Source organism: Achromobacter sp. ESBL13 (assembly GCF_036668755.1).
GTDB lineage: Bacteria > Pseudomonadota > Gammaproteobacteria > Burkholderiales > Burkholderiaceae_B > Achromobacter.
Genome location: NZ_JAZEVT010000004.1, coordinates 450,550 through 466,988, shown reverse-complemented (window position 1 = coordinate 466,988; position 16,439 = coordinate 450,550). Strand labels below are relative to the sequence as shown.

Here is a 16,439-nt window from a genome sequence, read left to right as displayed (position 1 = left end):
CGTCCGAATGACGGTATTGAAGCGCGCCGCGCGGTTCAGTACCGTAGTTTTTCGCATTCGACGAGAGGCTTGCGATGACAGTTACCCCCGGCCAGGCCTCGCGCTTTCTGGCGCAGGCCACGTTCGGGCCCACCCCCGCCCTGATCGACGCCGTGGTGCGCGACGGCTACGCCGCGTGGCTGGACGCGCAGTTGGCGATGCCGCCGTCCCAGACGCATTTCGACTGGCTGCTACAGCAGAAAAAAAACACCGAGGCGTTCAAGGGCAACGGCATCAACGCGCCGCTGGAATCCACGCTATGGCGCAAGTTCATCAGCGCGGAAGACCAGGTGCGCACGCGCATGGCGTTCGCGTTGTCGGAAATATTCGTGGTGGGCGTGCAGTCCATTACGGCCTCGTGGCCGCTGTTCGGCGCGGCCGGCTTCATGGACCTGCTGGCCCAGCACGCGCTGGGCAGCTACCAGGCGCTGCTGACCGCCGTGACCAAGAACCTGTCGATGGGCTGCATACTGACCTATCGCGGCAACCGCAAGGAAGACCCCAAGACCGGCCGCCATCCCGACGAGAACTACGCGCGCGAGGTCATGCAGTTGTTCAGCATCGGCCTGCTGGAATTGGAACCCGACGGCACCGTCAGGAAAGTGAATGGCGCGCCGGTCGAAACCTATACCAACGCCGACGTGCAGGGGTTGGCGCGCGTGTTCACCGGCTGGGACATCAACGGCCCCGAGACCGACGTGGAATTTCATCGTCGCCCCATGGCGCTGAACAACGCGCTGCATTCGATGGCCGAAAAGCGCTTCCTGGGCACGGTGATTCCAGCCGGCACCGACGGGCATCTGTCCCTGACGCGCGCCATGGACGCGATTTGCGCGCATCCGAACGTGGGCCCTTTCATCGGCATGCAACTGATACAGCGGCTGGTCACCAGCAACCCCAGCCCGGCTTATGTGCGGCGCGTATCGGCCGTGTTTGCCGACGATGGCAGCGGCGCGCGCGGCAACCTCAAGGCGGTGCTGCGCGCCATCTTGCTGGACCCGGAAGCGCGCAACCCCGATCTTGCGGACCCCGGCTGGGGCAAGGTGCGCGAGCCCATCCTGCGCTTTTCGGGCTGGGCGCGCGCGTTCGGCGCCACGTCGACCAACGGCGCGTGGGCCATGCCGGACACCACCGACAACACGATACGGCTGGCGCAAAGCCCGATGCGGTCGGCCACCGTCTTCAACTTTTTTCGGCCGCGTTATACGCCGCCCGTCACCGAGTTGGCCCGCCGGCATCTGGTTGCGCCCGAACTACAGATCACGGATGAGACCAGCATTGCCGGCTACCTGAATTTTCTGGCCGTCTACGCCGATCGCGGCTGGGAAGATTTGCAGACGGCCTACACGCCGGAAATTGCCTTGGCGCGCGACCCCGACGCGCTGGTGGCGCGCGTGGTGTTGCTGCTGGCGGGCGACGCCTTCAGCGCCACGACGGCCAGCGCCATCGCCCAGGCGGTGGCCACCCTGCCCGCCCACCGGCCGCGCGACCGCGTGCGCGCCGCGATCATGCTGGTGGCCGCCAGCCCCGAATACCTGGTGCAAAAATGAATAAAAGCCACGATGCCGACCGCCGCGCGTTCCTGCTTCGCGCATGCGCGCTGGGCGCGACGGGCGCCGCCGCGCCGCTGGCATTGAACCTGGCGGCCCTGGGTGCGGCGGCGGCGCAATCCTTGCCGGGGCCATCGGCATCCGGGCCGGCATCAGCGTCGCCGTCTTCCTACAAAGCACTGGTCTGCGTCTTCCTGTACGGCGGCAACGACCCCTACAACACGATCGTTCCCTTTGACTCGCCTGCCTATCGCGCCTACGCCGCCGCGCGCGGCGACATCGCCTTGCCGCGCGACGCGCTGCACGCCACGGTCTTGCGTGGCAAGGCCGCCGCTGCGGGCGGCGCGCAATTCGCGCTGGCGCCGGCGCTGGCACCCTTGGCTCCGATTTACGAAAACGGGCAGCTTGCTGTGTTGTTGAACGTCGGCCCCCTTGTAGCCCCCACGACCAAGTCCGAATACATCAGCGCCCGCGTGCCCTTGCCGCCCAAACTGTTTTCCCATAACGACCAGCAAGCCTACTGGCAGGCACTTGCGCCCGAGGGGGCATCGTCGGGCTGGGGCGGCCGGCTGACCGACCTGTTCGCAAGCGCCAACGCCCAGCGCACGTTCACCGGCATCACGGCGGGCGGCAGCACGGTGCTGCTGGCCGGGCGCAAGGTGGCGGGTTATCGGGTGGGCATCAACGGGTCCACCTCCATCGATCTGCTGCACCGCGATATGTACGGGTCCAGCGCTTGCACCGCGCTGCTCCGCCAGCTGATCACACAGCCACGCGAACATTTGATGGAACGCGAGCTGTCGCGCATCGCCGCCCAGTCCATCGATGCCGACACGCAACTGCGCGCGGCATTGGCCGACGTCGCGGTGCCGGGTGATTTTGCATCGCCGCTGGCGCAGCAGTTGAAGATCGTGGCCCGCATCATCGGCGCCAGGCAGGCGCTGGGCGCTCGGCGCCAGGTGTTCTTTGTGTCGCAGAACGGCTATGACAATCACACGGGCTTGAACGACACCCACCCCGCGCTGTTGCGCGAGCTGGGTGACGCCATGGCCACGTTCCAGCGGGCCCTGGCCTCGATGGGTGTGGCCCAGAACGTCACCACCTTCACGGCATCGGAATTCGGACGCACGCTGGGGTCCAACGGCAATGGTTCCGACCACGGCTGGGGCGCGCATCACCTGGTCATGGGCGACGCCGTCAATGGCGGGCGCTTTTATGGGACGCATCCCGAGATCGCCCTGGACGGCCCCGGCTTTGTGGACAACGGCCGTTTGCTGCCCACGTTGGCGGTGGACCAATTGGGCGCGTCGCTGGGCGCATGGTTTGGCGCCGGCCGCGACGACCTGGGCCTGGTGTTCCCGAACTTGAAGAACTTCGACGCGGACCGGCTGATGCTGATGCAGGCGTAACGGTGCTCAGCCCGAGGCCAGCTTGCGCTTGCCCAGCAGCTGTCTCCAACGCGCCGCTTCGCTTTCCACGAACGCCCCCAATTCCGCCGGCGTGCCGCGGCGGACCTCGGCGCCTTGCTCCGCGATTTTCTGCGCCACCGCCGGGTCCGCCAAGGCCTGGTTCAGCGCCTTGTTCAACGTCACCACCACCGACGGCGCCGCCTTGGCGGGCGCAAAGATGGCGTACCACTGCGGCACGTCCACGCCCTTGACGCCCGCTTCGGCCAGCGTGGGCAAGTCCGGCAACGCCGCCGAGCGCGTCGAGCCGGCCACCGCCAAGGCCTGGATCATGCCCGACTTCAGGTGCGGATACACACTGAACAGGCTGGGGAACATAACCTGCGTGACGCCTCCCAAGGTGTCGGTCAGCGCCGGCGCCGAGCCTTTGTACGGCACGTCCAGCATGGTGATGCCGGTGGCTTGATTGAACAATTCACCGGCGACCGACGGCGCGGTGCCCGGCCCAGCCGATGCGTAGTTCAGACCATCCGGATGCTCATGGCCGTACTTCACCAGCGCCGCCACGTCTTTGACGGGGATGCGCGTGGACACGACCATGATGGTGGGCGAATCGGCCACCATGCCGATCGGCGTGAAGTCCGTGACGGGGTCGTAGTTCAGTTTCTGCATGGCGGGATTGATGCCATGCGTGCCGATGTAGCCCAGCATCAGCGTGTAGCCGTCAGCCGGCTGACGCGCCACGTAGTCGGACGCAATGGCCCCTTGCGCGCCGGGCTTGTTCACCACGATGACGGTCTGGCCCAGCAGCTCGCCGATCTTCTGCCCCACCACGCGCGCCAGCACGTCGTTGCCGCCCCCCGCCGCGGTGGGGACGACCAGCGTGATGGCACGCTCGGGAAACTCGGCGTGCGCAAACGCACTGAACGCAAACAGCATGGCGGCCGCGCAGGCGGTCTTGACGTGAGGGTGCTTCATGGTTGTCTCCTGATTCAGGGGTCGTCGCGCGGCACTTCTGTGGACAGGCCACGGGTCGCTTCGACGGTAGGGAAAGATCAAGGGTCCGGGGCGGTTTTGCCCTTTTTGTCGGACCGGATTACCCGTTGACTGGTATCAACGGGCTAAGCCATTGCGTGGGATTCCTCCATGCAGACAGGTGCATCGGTGTACTGGCCGGGCACATACAGCTGCCCTTTCATGATCTTGCGTGCGGTGCGCATCAGGCCCGCCGCGCGCACCACGCCGCTGACCGGGTCCAGGTCCACATCGATGCTCATGGCGCCCGATGGGTGTTCGATGCGCACGCTGCGGTATCCCGCCTGTACGGGCGGCCCGCCACAATCGTGGGCCACCGTGCCGGGCATGAGGAAGGCGCTGGCGACGCCCACCGCGCCCGTGGCGGCATGCGCCCGATGGCAGGCGCGCGGCGTGAAATAGCGCGACTGCAACGCCAGCCCGTCTTTGGAGGGGGACGGCGCCACCAGCACCGGTTTCGGAATGACGCTGTTCGAGACGTCTTCCAGGCCCATCAGCAGGCCGGCTTGCAGCCGGATGCGTTCGATACGCTTGAGCAGGTCGGCGTTACCGTCCAGCTGCGCGGCGCCTTCGTTGCCGCACAGGCCAAAGTCGGCGGCTTGCATCAGCACCATCGGCATGGCGGCATCGATCAGCGTGACCGCCACGCCGTCCAGGGTGTCCTGCCGCCGCCCGGTGGGAAACAAGCGGCCAGTGACCGCGCCCCAGGCGTCCAGGAAGTTCAGCCGCACGGGCGCCGCCGCCCCGGCCACGCCGTCGATGCGGGCATCGCCTTCGTAGGTCAGGTGGCCGCCCGGGGTTTGCACCACGGCTTCGATGACGGCGCCGGTATTCACGTTGTGCACCCGCACCGACGTAACGCCGTCCCGCGCCTGGACCAGACCTTCCTCGATGGCGAACGGCGCCGCGCCCGACAGCATGTTGCCGCAATTGGGGCGGGTATCCACGCTGGCCTTTTCCACCGATACCTGCGCGAACAGGTAGTCGATATCGCAGTCGGGCCGCGTCGAACGCGACACGATGGCCACCTTGCTGGTCAGCGAGTTTCCGCCGCCCAGGCCGTCGATCTGTAGCGCATGGGGCGAGCCCATGGCCATCAACAGCAGACGGTCGCGCTGCACCGGGTCGGCCGGCAACCAGTCGCTTAGGAAGAAGGGGCCGCGCGACGTGCCGCCGCGCATCAGGACGCAAGGGATGATGGTTTCCATGCAAGCCATTCTGCGCGGGCATGGCTACTATGTGAATTGCAACTTACGGATGGATTAATGCATGGCACGCATCAATTTTGATTTGCAGGAACTACAGGCTTTCGTGGCCGTGGCCGAGCGCGCCAGCTTCCGCGCGGCGGCCGAGGACCTGCACCTGTCACAGCCGGCGCTGAGCCGACGCATCGACAAGCTGGAAGGCATCCTGGGCGCGCGCCTGCTGGAACGCACCACGCGGCGCGTATCCCTGACCCAAGTTGGCCGCGTCTTCCTGGAACGCGCGCGCAGCGCCATCGATGAACTGGAAAGCGCCGTGCTCAGCATCGGCGACCTGGCCGCGCAGCGCGGCGGCCTGGTCACCGTGGCCTGCGTGCCATCGGTGGCGTACTACTTCCTGCCCTCTGTCATTCGCGACTACACCGAACGCTTCCCGCGCATCCGCGTGCGCATCATCGATGAAACCGCCAACACCGTGCTCAACAGCGTGGTGACGGGCCGGGCCGATTTCGGCATCAGTTTTTTTGGCACGCAGGAACCCGATGTGGATTTCAAGGCGGTGCTGCGCGAGGACTTCGTGCTGGCGGTGCGGCGCGACCATCCGCTGGCCAGCCGCCGCGGCGTGTCCTGGGAAGACCTGTCGCAGGAACGCTTCATGACCGTCGCCAAGGAAAGCGGCAACCGCCTGCTGATCGACGATGCGCTGGCCAGAAGCGGCAAGCGCACCGTCAGCGCGTTTGAAGTCAGCCACGTGATGACCTTGCTGGGCCTGGTGGAAGCCGGGCTGGGCGTGGCGGCGGTACCGCAGCTGGCGATGCCGCTGGCCGGCCACGCCACGCTGACCAGCGTCAAGCTGGAGCATCCGCGCGTCACACGCACGCTGGGCCTGATCGCGCGGCGCGGTCGCCCCCTGGCGCCGGCCGCGCAACAGCTATATAACCTGATTCATCAGACCGGCAAGCTGGCCAAACGCAAAACCCCGACCCCGCCCTGAAATCACTCTGAAGCCCCATGAAGTCGTCCCAAGCGCCCCACGCCCCAGTTCATTCCCTGGCCTTGCAGCCGGCCACCGAAGAAGACGTGCCTTTTCTGCTGGCGTTGCGCAAGGCCACCATGCAGGAACACTTGGAACGCGCCGGCGCGCCAACGTCCGACGCAGACCACCTGGCCCGCATCCAGTACCACTTCGACGATGCGCACATCGTCTGGGTGGACGGCCGCCCCGCCGGCCTGTTCAAGCACTACCGCGACCCTGCCGGCTGGCACATCGTGCAGATCCAGATCGCGCCGGACTTCCAGGGCCGTGGCCTGGGTCGCCGCCTGCTGGAAAGCATCCTGGATCAGGCCGATGCGCAAGGGGCGCCCGTGACGCTGAACGTGCTCAAAAGCAATCCCGCCCAGCGGCTGTACACCGCCCTGGGCTTCACCCCCGTCAAGGAGACCGACCTGGAATTTGAAATGCGTTACGACCCCGGCGCGGTCCGGCCGGCCGGCTGACCCTTGCAGACCCGCCCGATGCAATTTCTTTTTGCCCGCCTGGAATAAAGCCCCGGCGGCAGGCGTCTGTAGAGGGCAGTCACCCCTTCCCCCACATCGTACGAGGCTCAACATGCGCAAACATATCGCCGCCGCCCTGGTTCTTGGATCCGCCGCCCTGTTCACGGCCGGCGCCCACGCCCAAGCCGTCAAGACGCAAGACGGCATTCTGGTCAACAGCGCGGGCATGACGCTCTACACCTTCGACAAAGACAGCGGGGGCAAAAGCGCCTGCAACGACCAGTGCGCCAAAGTCTGGCCGCCCGTCGCCGCGCCCGCCGATGCCAAGCCCATGGGCGATCTGACCGTCATCACCCGCGACGACGGCTCCAAGCAATGGGCGCACAAAGGCAAGCCCGTCTACCTGTACGCCAAAGACACCAAGCCGGGCGACAAGACCGGCGACAACTTCAAGGAAGTCTGGCACGTCATCAAGCCCTGATCCGCGCCTGCCGCCCCTTTACGCTTGACCATGCGCGCCGACGACGAGGCCCTTATCCTGGCCTGCATCCCCAGCTTGCGGCGATACGCTCGCGGGCTGACGGGCGACCCGCACCGGGCCGACGACCTGGTCCAGGACACCTTGGAGCGCGCATGGAGCCGCTTTTCCCGCTGGCAAAAACGCGGCGAGCTTCGGGCCTGGATGTTCGGCATCATGCACAACCACTTCATCGACGGCGTGCGCGCCAGCAACCGGCGGGCGGACCAGACCGCCCCGGGCGAGCTGCCCGATGCCCCCGTGCGCGCCACGCAGACCGACCATCTGGAGGTGCGCGACCTGGACCGCTGCCTGCAAGCCTTGCCCCCCGAGCAGCGCGAAGTGCTGTTGCTGATTTGCGTGGAAGACCTGTCCTACCAGGACACGGCCCAGGTGCTGGACGTGCCCTTGGGCACCGTCATGTCGCGCCTGTCACGCGCCCGTGAAAAACTGGGCGCGTTGATGCAGGGTCGTGACACGGTCAACCGGCTGCATCGCGTGAAATGACATGAACGACAAATCCCTTCATCCGGTTCCGAACACCGGCAGCCCCATCACCGAAGCCGATCTGCATGCCTATGCGGACGGCCAGTTGCCGGCCGCGCGGCATGCCGAAGTCGACGCGTTCCTGGCCACGCATCCGCAGGACCAGACGCGCGTGTCCGACTGGCAGGCGCAGCGCCGCGCGTTGCATGCGCTGCTGGACCCGGTGCTGGATGAACCCCTGCCCTTGCGGCTGCCCTTGAAGGCGCCCGCGCGGCAATTCCCGTGGCGCGCGCTGGCGGCCGGCGGTTTGATCGCCACGGTCAGCGCAGCGGCGGCATGGACCGTGCGCGGCGCCATGGACGCGCAGCGGATGCAAACGGTATTGGCCACCGCCAGCCCGGAACGCGCGGCGGGCGGCTATGCCCAACGCGCCGCCATCGCACACGCGGTGTACGCGCCCGACATGGGCCGCCCGGTTGAAGTGGGCGCCGACAACGAAAAAGGTCTGGTCACCTGGTTGACCAAGCGCATGGGCGCGCCGGTGCGCGCGCCCTCCTTATCGCAGGCGGGTTATGAACTGGTGGGCGGCCGCTTGCTGCCCGGCGGCTCGGGTCCGGTCGCGCAATTCATGTACGGCGCGGCCGATGGGCAGCGCCTGACGCTGTACGTCACGCGCGAAGCCGCGGGCGGGCAGACCGCCTTCCAGTTCACGCAGGAAGGGCCGGTGCGCGTGTTCTATTGGGTGGAGGGCCAGTTTGGCTATGCCCTGTCCGGTGCGGTCAGCCGGGACGAACTGCAACGCGTATCGCAAGAGGTCTACAAGCAGTTGCAGGGTTAGCGGCCGCCTTCGCGCGCTTCATGCAGCATGTGCAGCGTGATCTTGCGCACTTCCGCCTTGCTCATTTCAATATGCGAACGCAGCATGCGCGCGGCCTCGTCGCCACGCCTTGCCAGCACCGCGCGCAGGATCGCCGCGTGTTCGTCGTAGGTGGCATCCACCCGAAAATCCTTGGTGAAATCCAGCCGCCTCACGATGCGGATTTTCTCGGTGACGTCGCGGTGTATCTGCGCCATCTCGGGGTTGCCGGCGGCGGCCACTAACGAGCAATGAAAGGCTTCATCCAGCTGCGCCACCAGCCAGCCGTCCAGGATGCGTTGCGGCGGCGGCACCAGCCACACGTCTTTCAACGCGCCCAGGATGCCGGAGTCGTCCATCGGCTCGCGCGCGCACAGCTTGTCCACCGCTGCCTGCTCCAGCACCACGCGCACGTCGTATAGCGCCTCGAAACGTTCGAAATCAAACGGCCGCACCTGCCAGCCGCTGCGCGGGCGCGCCAGCACAAAGCCTTCGCGTTCCAAGCGGGCAAGGCCCAGCCGCACCGGAGTACGGCTGACGCCCAGCCGCGCCACCAGGTCGGCCTCGGTAAAGCGTTCGCCCGGCAGCATGCGAAAGTCGAACAGGTCATCCTTGATGCGTTGGTACACCTGGTCGGCCAGCGATCCGGCCAGCGCGGGCGCGGGCCGGATCGCCGGGCTGACCTGAACGGATTCCAACCGCATCATCCGGCCACGGTGCAGGTGGCGTCTTCGGCCAGCACCACCAGCGGGTCGCCCGCGTTGACCGGCTTGCCCGGCACGCAGCGTATCGCCGTGACCGTGCCCGATGCGGGCGCTATGACCGACAGCTCCATCTTCATCGCTTCGACGACCACCAGCGTGTCGCCCGCCGATACGCTCTGCCCCACCTGGACCGGTATCTTCCAGATGTTGCCGCACATGTCGGCGCTGACCAGGCGTTCGCCCTCGCGCAGCGCGGTGTCGGCCTCGGGCTCCGGCGCCTCGGCGGCTTGCTCGGCCGCCACGTCTTCCGTCTTCCACAAGGCCACTTCGGCATCGAACGCGCTTTTCTGGCGCGTCTGGAACAGGGCGATGCTGTCGGCCTGATCGGCCAGGAAGCGCTGGTGGGCGGCGAAGTCAAAGACTTCTTCTTCGATGCGCACCGTGGCGCGCCCTTCGCGGAAGTCTTCGCGCAGCACGTCCAGTTCCGCCTCGGTCACGGGGTAGAAACGCACCTGGTCAAAGAAGCGCAGCAGCCACGGCTTGCCGTCCTGGAACACGGGGTTTTTCAGGAACTTGTTCCAGATCGGCAACGTGCGGCCCACCAGCTGATAGCCGCCCGGCGAATCCATGCCATAGATGCACATATAGACGCCGCCGATGCCCACCGTGCCTTCGGCGGTATGGGTGCGCGCCGGGTTGTACTTGGACGTCAGCAGGCGGTGGCGCGGGTCGATCGGCACCGCGCATGGCGCGCCCAGATACACGTCGCCCAGGCCCATGATGAGGTAGCTGGCGTCGAACACGATATCGCGCACATCGTTGCGGCTGGCCAGCCCGTTGATGCGCTGGATGAAGTCCACATTGTTCGGCAGCCACGGCGCGTTGGCGCGCACCGTTTCCTGATAGCGTTGCACGGCGCCCAACGTGGCCGTATCCTCGAACGCCATCGGCAGGTAAACCACGCGCGTGGGCACTTTCAGCGTAGCCACATCGGCCAGGCCCGCTTCGATTTCCAGCAGGCGTTCGATCAGCGCGCCTTGCAGGATCTGACGGCTGTCATAGCGGATCTGCAACGAACGCACGCCTGGCGACAGCTCTTTCACGCCGTGGATCGGATCGGCGTTCAGCGCCTCCATCAGCAGGTGGATACGCATGCGCAGCGCCAGGTCCAGCACGTTGTCGCCGTATTCCAGCAGCAGATAGCCGTCGCCCGCCTGGCGGTACGACACCGACGGGCGCGCGCCCTCGGCCGGCAGCGCGGCCACGATGGTCTCGGACACGGTGGCCGGCACCGGGGTGGGCTCGGTCGCGGCGGGCGCCACGCCCGACAGCGCGGCAACGCTTTGGTCCTGCGCCGCTTGCAGCGCCACCGCCCACGGATAGTCCATGCGCACGAAGCGGATGCGGTCGCCGGGCTTGACCTGCCCCACCTTCCAGAGTTCGGCGCTGGCGATGGTGACGGGGCATACAAAGCCGCCCAGGCTGGGGCCGTCACGCGTCAGGATGACGGGGCTGTCGCCCGTGAAGTTGATGCTGCCGATGGCGTATTCGCAATCGTGGATGTTGGACGGATGCAAGCCCGCCTCGCCGCCGTTCTCGCGCGCCCAGGTGGGCTTGGGTCCGATCAAACGCACGCCCAGGCGGTTCGAGTTGTAGTGCACTTCCCAATCCGCCGCGAAGAACGTGTCCATGGCCTCGGGCTGAAAGAAGTCCGGCGCGCCATGCGGGCCGTACAGCACGCCGATTTCCCAGGTGTTGCCATACACCGGGATCAGCTCCGCCGATGCCGCCATGGGCGGCGCCAACGGCGCGGCGGGCGACGCGTCCAGCTCGGGGCGCACGATGGCCAGCATGTCGCCCACGCGCAGCGTGCGGCCGGCGTGGCCGCCGAACTGGCCCAGCGCAAAGGTCGAGCGGCTACCCAGGTAGACGGGCACGTCCAGACCGTTGCGCACGGCCAGATAGCTACGGCAACCGGACAGCGCGCGGCCGGTGGCCAGCACCTGGCCCGAACGCACGGCAATGGGCTGCCACATCGGCACCGGTTCACCATCCAGCGTGGCCGCGCACTCGGCGCCCGTCAGCGCCACGATGGTGTCGCCATGAAAGCGCAGGGTCGGGCCGACCAGCGTGGCCTCGATGCCCGCTGCATCCGCTGCGTTGCCGACGATGCGGTTGGCCAGCCGGAACGCGTAGTCATCCATCGGGCCGGACGGCGGCACGCCGATGTCCCAGTAGCCCGTGCGGCCTGGATAATCCTGCACGCTGGTGTAGGTGCCCGCTTCCAGCACTTCGATGGCGGCGGGCCGATACGCAAAGCTCTCCAAAAAGCGCGTGGACAACTTGCCCGCGCGGAAACGTTCGTCGGCCACGATCTGGCGCAGGTAGTCCAGGTTGGTGGCGATGCCGTGCAGACGCGTGCGCGCCAGCGCATCGGCCAGCTTGTCCAAGGCCGCATCGCGCGTATCCGCGTGCACGATCAGCTTGGCCAGCATGGGGTCGTAAAACGCGGGCACCTCGGTGCCGGTCGCCACCCAGCCATCGACGCGCATGCCCTGGGGAAAGAACACTTCGGTCAACACGCCCGGCGACGGTTGGAATTGGCGCAACGGGTCTTCGGCATACAGGCGCACCTCGATGGACGCCCCTTGCGGCGCGCGCGACATCGCCGCGATGTCCAGCGCTTCGCCTGCCGCCACGCGCAACATGCATTCCACCAGGTCCAACCCCGTGACCGCTTCCGTGACGGGGTGCTCGACTTGCAGGCGGGTGTTGACCTCAAGAAAATAAAAGCTGTCGCGCGCCGGGTCGTAGATAAATTCAACGGTGCCCGCCGACCGGTAGTTCACCGACTCGCCCAGCTGCACGGCGGCGGCCAGCAGCGCCGCGCGCGTTGCGGCCGGCAGCAGCGGCGCGGGCGTTTCTTCGATCACTTTCTGATTGCGCCGCTGCACCGAGCAATCGCGTTCGCCCAGCGCCAACACGCGGCCCGCGCCGTCACCAAAGATCTGCACTTCCACGTGCCGCGCGTTATCCACATAGCGCTCGATGAACGCGCCGCCATCGCGGAAAAAGTGTTCGCCCATGCGCTGCACGCTGTCGAACGCCACGGTCAGTTCCGCTTCGTTCTCGCAGCGCGACAAGCCAATGCCGCCACCGCCCGCCGTGCTCTTGAGCATGACGGGGTAGCCGATGCGCTCGGCCTGCGACAAGGCTTCACCCAAGCTGGCCAGCAAGCCCGTGCCCGGCGTCATCGGCACGCCCGCTTCGGCGGCCAGTTCGCGCGAGCGGTGCTTCAAGCCGAACTCGCGAATCTGCAAGGGCGTGGGGCCCACGAATGCGATGCCGGCCGCCTCGCAAGCCTCGGCGAAGTCGGCGCTTTCGGACAGGAAGCCATAGCCCGGGTAGATGGCTTGCGCGCCGTGCTCGCGCGCGGCGGCCAGCAGCAGGTCCATGCGCAGATAGCTGTCGGCGGCCTTCTCGCCGCCCAAGGCCACGGCCACATCGGCCTCGCGCACGTGCGCGGCGTTGCGGTCGGGGTCGGAATACACGGCCACGCTGCGGATGCCCAGGCGCTTCAGGGTGCGGATGGCGCGGACGGCGATTTCGCCTCGGTTGGCAATCAGAACGGTATCGAACACGGTTCGGCTCCCAGTGGCTTGAAGGGGTTAGCGGGGGGTGGCGGCGTTGGCGGACAGGCTGGCCAGATACGCGCGCCATCCGCCAAACGCGGTGATGTCACGCGCGCCATCCAGGCCGCGCGGTTCGCAGATAAAGCCCTTGACCAGCCGGCCGTCTTCCAGCTCCAGCGTGCCGATGCCCAGGGGCGCGGGGATCTCGGCCACGAACGCGCCGAAAGCCGTCACCGGCACGTCCCACAGTTCCACCTCGATGGGTGCGCCGGATTCGGACTTCACCAGCCCCGGCTTGGGCGGCGTGGTGTTGGCCAGCGCATACAGGCGGTAGTCGTCCGCCGTGCGGGTCTTTTCCACCAGCACCGCGTGGCGCGAGGTCAGTTGATGGTTCAGCGGCATGCCGGTCAGGTGCGCGCCCACGACCGCCACGCGTACCGTGTCGGCAGGCGCGCGCGCGGCGTCGATGCCGGCGGGCAGCGGTGCGCCCGTCGCGCCCAGCGGCAACCCGCGTTGCGCTTGCCACAGGCGGCCAAACTGCGCCAGCGCGCGGTCCTGCCAGGCCAGGCCGATCACGGTGATGCCCGACGGCAAGCCGTCCGGGCGCATGCCGGCGGGCAAGGCCAGCGCCGACAGGTCGGCCAGGTTGGCAAAGTTGGTGTACACGCCCAGACGCGAATTCAACGCGACGGGGTCGGCCTGCAATTGGGCAATGGTGTAGATCGACGGCGACGTCGGCACAACCAGCGCGTCAAAGCCGGCCAGGGCCTGATGAATCTGCCGCGTCAATTCCGCGCGGCGGTATTCCGCCTTGAACGCATCCAGCGCGCTGTAGTTGGCGGCCTGCTCGACAATACCGCGCACGACGGGGTTGATCGCGTCGGGCTGGGTTTGCCACAACGCCTCCACGGCAGCGAAACGTTCCGCCACCCACGGCCCCTGATACAGCAGCGCCGCCAGTTCATTGAAAGGGGCAAAGTCAATGGCTTGCACTTGCGCGCCCGTGTCCTTCAACGCGCGCACTGCGTCCTCGAACACGGCGGCGGCCTGCGCATCGCCAAAAAATTCCAAGGTGGCGGGCACCGCCAGCTTGGGCGCGCGCGGCCACGGCAACGAGGCGCCGGCCGGCATCTGGCGCGAATACGGATCACGTTCGTCGTAGCCGCCCGCAACCTCGGCAACAAGCTCCGCGTCGGCCACCGTCAGCGCAAAGATCGACACGCAGTCCAGCGTGCGGCACGCCGGCACCACGCCCGCCGTGCTGAGCCAGCCCTTGGTGGGTTTGAGCCCCACGATGTTGTTGAACCCAGCCGGCACGCGGCCCGAACCGGCGGTGTCGGTGCCCAGCGAAAACGCGGCAATGCCGCGCGCCACCACCGATGCCGACCCCGAGCTGGACCCGCCGCTGACATAGTCGGGGTTGAACGTGTTGGCCACCGCGCCATGCGGCGAGCGCGTACCCACCAGGCCGGTGGCGAATTGATCCAGGTTGGTCTTGCCGATCAGGATGGCGCCCGCCGCGCGCAGGCGCTGCACCACGGTCGCGTCTTCCTGTGCGGTGTAGGCAAACTCCGGGCAAGCCGCCGTGGTGGGCCAGCCCGCCGCATCGATGTTGTCCTTGATGGCGAACGGCACACCGTACAGCGGCAGGCGCGTCATGTCGCCGCCCGCGGCGGCCAGCATCAAGCGCAGGCCGTCCAGCTGCTCATCCAGCGTGGCGCGGTCCACCCGGCATATCCAGGCATTGTCCACAGGCCCGTCTTGCGGCGCGGCGTAGTGGGCCAGAAGCACATCGGGTTGCGCGCCGGTGTCGCGGTAGGCGGCCTGCCATTGCGCGATGGTCCAACCAATGGGGCTCGTCTGGGTTGCTGCGGCATTCATGCTGGAATCCTTTCTTGTATACAAGTACGGATTCCCAAGCAATAGCCGTGCCATGTTGGCGGGCCGGCGGCGTTTCCCTCTGGCGCGCCGCGCGCGGCCCCACGCAATCGACGTCGCGCGCCCGCCGCGCGCGCATCGCCCGCACCGCAAGCGGGCAGGACACGCACCTGTTTTGTGCACGCGGCACTGTTTTGATCCGGCCATGACGCGCGCGCAACGCGCGCCGGCATTCGCGTAAACACCCCCTCTTCATACAGCGGCTCGACACGCGCCACGCACTTGGCATGCCTTTTGCTTTGAGGTCCTTGTTGTCAGGTGTTGTTAGAGATCGTTCCTGCCGGTGCGTCCGGCACATTCCATCCAGGAGTCACCATGAAACGCAGACTAGCCTTGAAGCAACTGACCGCCGTGAGCCTGTTGGCCATGTCCGGTTGGATGCCGCAGGTATTCGCCGCCGAAGACACCATCAAGGTCGGCATCTTGCATTCCCTGTCGGGCACCATGGCCATCTCGGAAACGTCGCTGAAAGACGTTGCGCTGATGACCATCGACGAAATCAACGCCAACGGCGGCGTGATGGGCAAGAAGCTGGAAGCCGTGGTGGTGGACCCTGCGTCGAACTGGCCCCTGTTCGCCGAGAAGTCGCGCCAGCTGCTGTCGCAGGACAAGGTGGCGGTGGTGTTTGGCTGCTGGACGTCGGTGTCGCGCAAGTCGGTGTTGCCGGTGTTCAAGGAACTGAACGGCCTGTTGTTCTACCCGGTGCAGTACGAAGGCGAAGAGCTTGAGAAGAACGTCTTCTACACCGGCGCCGCGCCCAACCAGCAAGCGATCCCGGCCGTGGAATACCTGATGAGCGAGGACGGCGGCGGCGCCAAGCGCTTCGTGCTGTTGGGCACCGACTACGTCTATCCGCGCACCACCAACAAAATCCTGCGCGCCTTCCTGCATTCCAAGGGCGTCAAGGACAGCGACATCGACGAGGTCTACACGCCGTTCGGCCATTCCGACTACCAAACCATCGTGGCCAACATCAAGAAGTTCGCCACCGGCGGCAAGACGGCCGTCATCTCAACCATCAACGGCGATTCGAACGTGCCCTTCTACAAGGAACTTGGCAACGCCGGCCTGAAGGCCACCGACGTGCCGGTCGTGGCGTTCTCGGTGGGTGAAGAAGAACTGCGCGGCGTGGACACCAAGCCGCTGGTCGGCCACCTGGCCGCGTGGAACTACTTCCAATCGGTGAAAAATCCGGTCAACGAGGAGTTCATCAAGAAGTGGAAGGCCTACGCCAAGGCCAAGAACCTGCCCAACGCCGGCACGGTCGTGACCAATGACCCGATGGAAGCCACCTACGTCGGCATCCACATGTGGAAGCAGGCCGTGGAACAGGCCAAGACCACCGATGTGGACAAGGTGATTGCGGCGATGGGCGGCCAGAAGTTCAACGCACCCGACGGCTACACCATCGAAATGGACAAGACCAACCACCACCTGCACAAGCCCGTCTACATCGGCGAGATCAAGGCAGACGGCCAGTTCAACGTGGTGTGGAAGAGCAAGGGCCCGATCCGCGCCCAACCCTGGAGCCCGTACATCCCGGGTAACGAAGGCAAGCAAGGCCTCTAAGGGAAACA

The 16,439-nt window shown here is 66.7% G+C and carries 13 protein-coding genes; 8 read left to right on the top strand and 5 right to left on the bottom strand.

What is annotated here, in order from left to right; all coding sequences use genetic code 11:
* The first annotated feature begins 74 nt into the window (after positions 1-74).
* Positions 75-1,589, top strand: coding sequence for a DUF1800 domain-containing protein (locus tag V6F88_RS18885; RefSeq protein ID WP_332611387.1), 1,515 nt, complete (start codon positions 75-77; stop codon positions 1,587-1,589).
* Complete coding sequence (locus V6F88_RS18880; RefSeq protein ID WP_332611386.1) at positions 1,586-2,998, top strand: DUF1501 domain-containing protein; 1,413 nt, start codon at positions 1,586-1,588, stop codon at positions 2,996-2,998. The genes V6F88_RS18885 and V6F88_RS18880 overlap by 4 nt, the downstream gene beginning before the upstream one ends.
* A gap of 6 nt (positions 2,999-3,004) precedes the next feature.
* Here V6F88_RS18880 and V6F88_RS18875 read toward each other — a convergent pair whose 3' ends face one another.
* Together V6F88_RS18875 and V6F88_RS18870 are read right to left on the bottom strand one after the other, a co-directional pair.
* A complete protein-coding gene (locus tag V6F88_RS18875) occupies positions 3,005-3,973 on the bottom strand; it encodes a Bug family tripartite tricarboxylate transporter substrate binding protein (RefSeq protein ID WP_332611385.1) in 969 nt (322 codons plus the stop codon).
* Between the two features lie 143 nt (positions 3,974-4,116).
* Positions 4,117-5,238 carry a 4-oxalomesaconate tautomerase gene (locus tag V6F88_RS18870; protein WP_332611383.1) on the bottom strand — a complete coding sequence of 374 codons (1,122 nt, stop codon included), beginning with the start codon at positions 5,236-5,238 and terminating at the stop codon, positions 4,117-4,119.
* Between the two features lie 61 nt (positions 5,239-5,299).
* Here V6F88_RS18870 and V6F88_RS18865 point away from each other — a divergent pair, with 61 nt between their 5' ends.
* The 5 genes from V6F88_RS18865 to V6F88_RS18845 all read left to right on the top strand — a co-directional run bounded on the left by V6F88_RS18865 (position 5,300) and on the right by V6F88_RS18845 (position 8,570).
* A complete protein-coding gene (locus tag V6F88_RS18865) occupies positions 5,300-6,226 on the top strand; it encodes a LysR family transcriptional regulator (RefSeq protein WP_332611382.1) in 927 nt (308 codons plus the stop codon).
* Between the two features lie 17 nt (positions 6,227-6,243).
* Positions 6,244-6,729, top strand: a complete 486-nt coding sequence (locus V6F88_RS18860) for a GNAT family N-acetyltransferase (RefSeq protein WP_332611381.1) — start codon at positions 6,244-6,246, stop codon at positions 6,727-6,729.
* 112 nt (positions 6,730-6,841) lie between these two features.
* On the top strand, positions 6,842-7,210 hold the full coding sequence (locus V6F88_RS18855) for a COG4315 family predicted lipoprotein (protein WP_332611380.1): 369 nt from the start codon (positions 6,842-6,844) through the stop codon (positions 7,208-7,210).
* A 30-nt stretch (positions 7,211-7,240) separates the two neighbouring features.
* Positions 7,241-7,753 carry an RNA polymerase sigma factor gene (locus tag V6F88_RS18850; protein ID WP_332611379.1) on the top strand — a complete coding sequence of 171 codons (513 nt, stop codon included), beginning with the start codon at positions 7,241-7,243 and terminating at the stop codon, positions 7,751-7,753.
* A 1-nt stretch (position 7,754) separates the two neighbouring features.
* Positions 7,755-8,570 carry an anti-sigma factor family protein gene (locus V6F88_RS18845; protein ID WP_332611377.1) on the top strand — a complete coding sequence of 272 codons (816 nt, stop codon included), beginning with the start codon at positions 7,755-7,757 and terminating at the stop codon, positions 8,568-8,570.
* On the opposite strand, the gene V6F88_RS18840 is transcribed toward V6F88_RS18845, so the two are convergent.
* Genes V6F88_RS18840 through atzF form a run of 3 tightly spaced genes read right to left on the bottom strand, consistent with a single transcriptional unit; the run spans position 8,567 to position 14,805 of the window.
* On the bottom strand, positions 8,567-9,295 hold the full coding sequence (locus tag V6F88_RS18840; protein WP_332611376.1) for a GntR family transcriptional regulator: 729 nt from the start codon (positions 9,293-9,295) through the stop codon (positions 8,567-8,569). The genes V6F88_RS18845 and V6F88_RS18840 overlap by 4 nt on opposite strands.
* The gene (gene uca / locus V6F88_RS18835; RefSeq protein WP_332611374.1) at positions 9,292-12,933 is read right to left on the bottom strand and encodes an urea carboxylase; all 3,642 of its coding nucleotides are present in this window, start codon (positions 12,931-12,933) and stop codon (positions 9,292-9,294) included. Before uca ends, V6F88_RS18840 begins: the two co-directional genes overlap by 4 nt.
* A gap of 27 nt (positions 12,934-12,960) precedes the next feature.
* Positions 12,961-14,805 (bottom strand): allophanate hydrolase, encoded by a 1,845-nt coding sequence (gene atzF, locus V6F88_RS18830; RefSeq protein WP_332611373.1) that lies wholly within the window; start codon positions 14,803-14,805, stop codon positions 12,961-12,963.
* Positions 14,806-15,177: 372 nt separating this feature from the next.
* Here atzF and urtA point away from each other — a divergent pair, with 372 nt between their 5' ends.
* Positions 15,178-16,431 carry an urea ABC transporter substrate-binding protein gene (gene urtA, locus V6F88_RS18825; protein WP_332611372.1) on the top strand — a complete coding sequence of 418 codons (1,254 nt, stop codon included), beginning with the start codon at positions 15,178-15,180 and terminating at the stop codon, positions 16,429-16,431.
* The last annotated feature ends 8 nt before the right edge of the window (positions 16,432-16,439 follow it).